Annotated in this window: 5 protein-coding genes; 4 read left to right on the plus strand and 1 reads right to left on the minus strand. The window is 33.5% G+C overall.

Annotated elements, in window-relative coordinates:
* Window positions 1-223: 223 nt before the first annotated feature.
* From Q0F04_RS06420 to Q0F04_RS06430, 3 genes are all read left to right on the plus strand, one after another.
* Window positions 224-1,483: a substrate-binding domain-containing protein gene (locus Q0F04_RS06420; RefSeq protein WP_117572145.1), complete on the plus strand. Its 1,260-nt coding sequence runs from the start codon at window positions 224-226 to the stop codon at window positions 1,481-1,483.
* A gap of 94 nt (window positions 1,484-1,577) precedes the next feature.
* Window positions 1,578-3,086, plus strand: coding sequence for a sugar ABC transporter ATP-binding protein (locus Q0F04_RS06425; protein WP_295751445.1), 1,509 nt, complete (start codon window positions 1,578-1,580; stop codon window positions 3,084-3,086).
* 11 nt (window positions 3,087-3,097) lie between these two features.
* On the plus strand, window positions 3,098-4,756 hold the full coding sequence (locus Q0F04_RS06430) for a galactoside ABC transporter permease (RefSeq protein ID WP_295751448.1): 1,659 nt from the start codon (window positions 3,098-3,100) through the stop codon (window positions 4,754-4,756).
* Window positions 4,757-4,853: 97 nt separating this feature from the next.
* Here the strand turns inward: Q0F04_RS06430 and Q0F04_RS06435 are convergent, their stop codons facing one another.
* On the minus strand, window positions 4,854-6,041 hold the full coding sequence (locus tag Q0F04_RS06435; RefSeq protein ID WP_295751450.1) for a hypothetical protein: 1,188 nt from the start codon (window positions 6,039-6,041) through the stop codon (window positions 4,854-4,856).
* A 233-nt stretch (window positions 6,042-6,274) separates the two neighbouring features.
* Between Q0F04_RS06435 and Q0F04_RS06440 the strand changes: the two genes are divergently transcribed.
* Window positions 6,275-6,594: hypothetical protein (locus tag Q0F04_RS06440; RefSeq protein WP_295751453.1), on the plus strand; the 320-nt coding region annotated here is incomplete at its 3' end.

Genomic DNA, 6,594 nt, shown 5'->3' on the forward strand with positions numbered 1-6,594 from the left:
AAAAAGACGCATCCCATTGATTAGGATATAAAGCGGATATTAAAAGTGTATAACAGATAATATAAATTGATTTCACGACAAATGGCTTTGTTTCGAGTATAATTTATAAATTCATTTTGAAACACCCGGCTGCCAATCATATTATATGTATGTCTCTATATAGAATGTGAAGTATCCATTTGGGAAGTGTGTCTTAGTGTAAAAATCTATACAGGAGGATAATATGAACAAAAGATTTTTAACAATTGCTGCAGCTTTATCTATGGGTGTTGCATTAACTGCTTGTAGCAGTGGAGGAGATGAAGGAAAAACTGGTGGTTCTAGTGTTGCGAACGCTGATAAACCATTGGTATGGTATAACCGTCAACCTTCAAACAGTTCAACTGGTGAATTAGATATGGATGCATTAAACTTCAACAAAGATACTTATTATGTTGGTTTCGATGCAAATCAAGGTGCTGAACTTCAAGGTCAAATGATTAAAGATTATATCGAAAAGAATATCGATACATTAGATCGTAACGGAGATGGCGTTATCGGTTACGTATTAGCTATTGGTGATGTTGGTCACAATGACTCTATTGCTCGTACAAGAGGTGTTCGTAAAGCATTAGGTACAGCTGTTGAAAAAGATGGCGAAGTTGTAAGTGATCCAGCTGGAATCAATACTGATGGTTCTTCTAAGAACGTTCAAGATGGTTCATTAGAAATTAACGGAAAAACTTATACAGTAAGAGAACTTGCTTCTCAAGAAATGAAAAACTCTTCAGGTGCAACATGGGATGCTGCAACTGCAGGTAATACAATCGGTACATGGACTGCTTCATTCGGTGAAGAAGTTGACGTTGTAGCTTCTAACAATGATGGTATGGGTATGTCAATGTTCAATGCATGGTCAAAAGAAAATAAAGTTCCTACATTTGGATACGATGCTAACTCAGATGCAGTTGCTGCAATCGCTGAAGGATATGGTGGAACAATTTCTCAACATGCTGACGTTCAAGCTTATTTAACATTAAGAGTATTACGTAATGCTTTAGATGGTGTTGATATCGATACAGGTATCGGTACAGAAGATGATGCAGGAAACGTATTAAGTGATGATGTATTCACATACAATGCTGATCAACGTTCTTACTATGCATTAAACGTTGCTGTTACTGGTGACAACTATAAAGATTTCTTAGATTCAACAGTTACTTATGCTCCAGTTTCTAATCAATTAGATGAAAAAGACCACGCTAAGAAGAGCGTTTGGTTAAATATCTACAATGCTTCTGACAACTTCTTAAGTTCAACTTACCAACCATTATTAGAAAAATATGATGACTTATTGAATTTAGATGTTGAATACATTGGTGGAGATGGACAAACTGAATCTAACATCACAAACCGTTTAGGAAACCCAGACAAATATGATGCATTCGCAATTAACATGGTTAAGACTGACAATGCAGCTTCTTACACAGGAATCCTTAAATAAATAATTCAATAAAACACAGGATTAAACTTATTAGGGAGAAATTATTTTCTCCCTAATGTTATTTAAATAGTAGTAAAAAAATAGGAGAGATTTTATGGCAGATAAGAATGAAGAATTAGTCTTATCTATACGCGGAATGAGTAAGTCTTTTGGACGTAACCGTGTTTTGGATCACATTAGTTTAGATTTAAAACCAGGCACAGTTATGGGGCTTATGGGAGAAAATGGTGCTGGTAAATCAACAATGATGAAATGTCTATTTGGGACATATCAAAGAGATGAAGGTACAATTTTTTTAGAAGGAAAAGAAATTAATTTTTCTGGACCAAAGGAAGCACTTGAAAATGGTATAGCCATGGTGCACCAGGAATTAAATCAATGTCTTGAAAGAAATGTTAAAGACAATTTGTTCTTGGGTCGTTATCCTACTAATTCTTTTGGCGTAGTAGATGAAGATCGAATGAAAAAGAAATCATCTGAGCTTTTTAGAAAGCTTGGTATGACAGTTAACTTAGATCAACCAATGCGAAATATGTCTGTATCACAAAGACAGATGTGTGAAATTGCCAGAGCTATTTCATATAACTCAAAGGTTATCGTACTTGATGAACCAACATCTTCTTTGATGACACAAGAGGTTAATAAATTATTTGATATGATGCGTATGCTAAAAAAACAAGGCATTTCGCTAATTTATATTTCTCATAAAATGGATGAAATCTTTGAAATTTGCGATGAAGTATCGGTTCTACGAGATGGTAAGATGGTTATGACAAAACCTACTTCTGAAACCAACATGAATGAATTGATTGCAGCCATGGTAGGTCGTTCATTGGATAACCGATTCCCACCTGTTGATAATGTTCCTGGAGAACCGTTGTTATCTATTCAACATGTATCAACAAAATATGAGCCATACTTAAAAGATATTACATTTGACGTTAAAAAAGGTGAGATTTTCGGTCTATACGGTTTAGTAGGTGCAGGTCGTACAGAGTTACTAGAAACAATCTTTGGTATTCGTACAAGAGCATCAGGTCGTGTTTATTTTGACAATAAGTTAATGAACTTTAATAGTGCTAAAGAAGCGATTGAACATGGTTTTGCGCTAATTACTGAAGAGCGTAAAGCGAATGGTTTGTTCTTGAAATGTGATTTAACATTCAATACAACAATTGCGAATTTACCTACTTATATGAATAAGGTAGCACTTTCTGATAATAAGATGGTTCAAGCTACTAATAAAGAAATCAAGACCATGAGAACTAAGTGTATGGGACCAAATGATGCGATTACAAGTCTATCTGGTGGTAACCAGCAAAAAGTTATCTTCGGTAAATGGTTAGAGAGATCACCAAATGTATTCATGATGGATGAACCTACACGTGGTATTGACGTAGGTGCTAAATATGAAATTTACGAATTGATCATCAAAATGGCTAAACAAGGAAAAACAATTATTGTAGTTTCAAGTGAAATGCCAGAAATCTTAGGTATCACAAACCGTATTGGCGTTATGTCAAATGGACGCTTAGCAGGTATTGTAAATACAAAAGATACTAACCAGGAAGAGTTGTTGAGACTCAGTGCAAAATACCTATAAAGGAGATAATTATGACAAATACAGTTACAAATATTCTTAGTCGTGATGAAGAGCTTGCACTACGTAAACCTATTGAGGATTATGTTGGAAAAATCCAAGCTGAAATTGATGAACTAAGAGAAGAAGGAACAAATAAAGTCTTGGAATATTCAGAAGAAATCGAGGCTTTAAAAAGAGATAAAATTTATACTAAAAGCGAGAAGGAAGCTCGTCTTTCAGAATTAAACAGCAAATTACAAAAAGCTAAAGAAATCGAAGCTAAAAATAAACAGCCAATTAGTGAAAAGGTTGCTCAAGCTGAAAAATATTTAAAAGATCACTATCAAACAGATTACTACAACAAAGTTGTTGAAAGTAATAAGTATGAAGTTCAAAAAGCTAAGGCAGATTATGATAAAAAATTAAAAGACTTAGAAAAAGAACATAAAGATATTTTATCAGGTCTTAGTGACAAAGAAGAAATCAAGGAAGAAAACTTCATTTATAAGAACCGTATGTTTGATGCAAAACTTGAATATACTAAAAATATGCAAGAGGCAAAAGACCGCAAACATGATGCGTTCACATTTGAATATCACTTAATCGATTTATTGAAAATGTCTAACTTCTCATTTGCAGAAAAACAAGCTCAAAAAATCGAGAACTACAAATATTCATTTAATACACGTGATTTCTTATTGAAAAACGGTTTATATATTGCGATTATTTTTGTATTCATTTTCTTATGTATCATTACACCAATTAAAAAGAATGGATTACAACTTCTTACTGTCAACAACATCTTGAGTATTATGCAACAAGCATCACCAAGAATGTTCTTAGCATTAGGTGTAGCCGGATTAATCATGTTAGCTGGTACCGACTTGTCTGTTGGACGTATGGTTGGTATGGGTATGACAGCCGCTACAATTATCATGCACAATGGTCCTAATACTGGTTCAGTATTTGGTAAAGTATTTGACTTCTCAACTATGCCAGTTGGTGGAAGAATTCTTTTAGCTTTAGTTGTTTGTGTTGTGTTATGTACATTGTTTACAACAATTGCTGGTTTCTTTGCAGCTAGATTTAAGATGCACCCATTCATTTCAACAATGGCTAACATGTTAGTTATCTTTGGTTTAGTAACTTATTCAACAAAAGGTGTTTCTTTTGGTGGTATTGATCAATCAATTCCAGGAAAGATCATTCCTAAGGTTGGTGGCTTCCCAACAATTATTTTGTGGGCTATAGCTGCAGTTGCGATTGTTTGGTTTATTTGGAATAAAACAAAATTCGGTAAAAACTTATATGCCGTAGGTGGAAACCCAGAAGCTGCATCTGTATCTGGTATTTCAGTATTTAAGGTAACTGTTGGTGCCTTCATGATGGCCGGTATCTTATACGGATTTGGTTCATGGTTAGAATGTATTCGTATGATTGGTTCTGGTTCAGCTGCTTATGGACAAGGATGGGAAATGGATGCGATCGCTGCCTGCGTAGTTGGTGGTATTTCATTTACTGGTGGTATCGGTAAAATTTCTGGTGTAGTAGTCGGTGTATTGATCTTTACTGCATTAACTTATTCATTAACAATTTTAGGTATCGATACAAACTTACAGTTCGTATTCTCAGGAATTATCATTCTTATCGCCGTAACTCTTGACTGCTTGAAATACGTACGTAAAAACTAATTAAACAAAAACATGATAAATTCAAATGGACTCAGTAAACTGGGTCCATTTTCATGTAAAAAGTGGTTAAATTCTTAAGAACTTTAACCACTTAATTTTACATAGACTTTCTTTTTGATGCGCACGGAATTAGTAACTGCTCACGATATTTTGTGATGGCTCTTCTAGAAATGTTGATTTTTTCTTTAGCTAAGGCTTTCTTGATACTTTCATCACTCAAGGGTTTTGTTTTGTCTTCCAATTGAATTAAATATTTAATTCTTTGTTTGATCTGTTCGGATGTAATTTTTTTAAATCCAGTATGACAGAACAAGTGCTTGATTGGATAATACTTGTTGTTGAATTCAAAACCTTTTTGATTGATAGCTCTCGATATAGTAGAGGCATGTAATCCACACTCTTTAGCTACCATTTCTAGTGTACAGTAATTCAATGGACTATTTGAAATGAAGAAATCCTTTTGAATATGGCATAGTGTATCCATGATTTGAAGAAGTGTCATATTTCTTTTTTGAACTGTATTTAAAAGTTGTTTAGCCTCATTTCTTAGGGCTCTTAATTCTTTAGTAAGATTATTCATATCATCGAATTGAATGGAATAGTTTTGGTTGATCCATTCAAAATGAAATTCACCATCATACATAACTTTGATTTCTGCTTGTAAGATGGGTGCATCTGTAGAATAGTTTGCGGCAGGCTTAGGATTGAGTGTTTGAATGAAATGGAATCCCTCATCGATTTCATCTAACGTAAGATCAGTTTCGTGCATAATATTTTCATAATTGTGTTGTGCTAGATCTTCAAGATAATCACATAAAATAGTCCCTGTTTCACTAGCTGGATTTTCACTAAGCTCACATTGTACTCTTAAAGATTCTTTTAGATTTCTACAAAAACATCCATATGGCTCTGTTCTTTGAAGAATGTAGATGGCTTGTTGTAGTTGTTTTTCAGAATAATAAGAGATGGATGGAGTTGTTTTAAAATAGCCATTGGAATCTAATTGACTAATTAAATATTGATATAGATCTTCAGGGATTGTTTGATTTGTACTTTTAAGCTCAGCTTCAATTTTGTCATATAAACTTTGTGTAGAATGATCATATTCAAGGAATGCATCTGCCTCAGCCGTATATGTTAAAAATGGGTTTGTCTGCGATTGCTTGAATAAGTATTCTTTTAAGTCTTTTGTATTATAAGAAAGGATTTTAAGACTTTGTTCCTTTTGCGAATTAAAGGCTTGTTTGATTTTGAGTTCAGGCTTGATTGTGATATTTTGTTTCATGGTTAAACTATATCATTCTTTTTGAAAAGTTGATATAATTAAAGATAATAGTAAGGATCCATTCTTGGACCAATCATTTTCTTCTTAGTATATTTATTAATTTGGATTTTACTGTTGAAGTCAGAACGCTCGTGACTTTGGTCATGAGATGAATGACGTATGTAACAGTTTTTCAACAGTTTCTATACGGGAACCATGTTATAATATATATGTAGAGAAAAGGAGATTTCGATATGTATACAGTACGTTTTCAATTGGAACTAAGTGGATCTGAGAAACGTTTTTTGTCGAAGTCTTTTTTCTATGCGAACCAGATGCATAACCAGTTGGTTCGATATGCTACAAATCGATTGAATGCTTTATTTCATGATACAGAATATGTGGATGCACGCAAAGCTTATGGAAAAGCTGACTTTTCTAAAAAGAAAGGTTCTGAACTGTCAGCTTCTGAAAAAAAGAAGAAAAAAGAATTGTCAAATATCATGTGTATTAAACAAAAAGAGTATAATCTCACGAAGACTTCTTTGTGTAAGTTTGTATCCAAAGAACAAAA

This window comes from uncultured Holdemanella sp. (assembly GCF_934772795.1).
Lineage (GTDB): Bacteria > Bacillota_I > Bacilli_A > Erysipelotrichales > Erysipelotrichaceae > Holdemanella.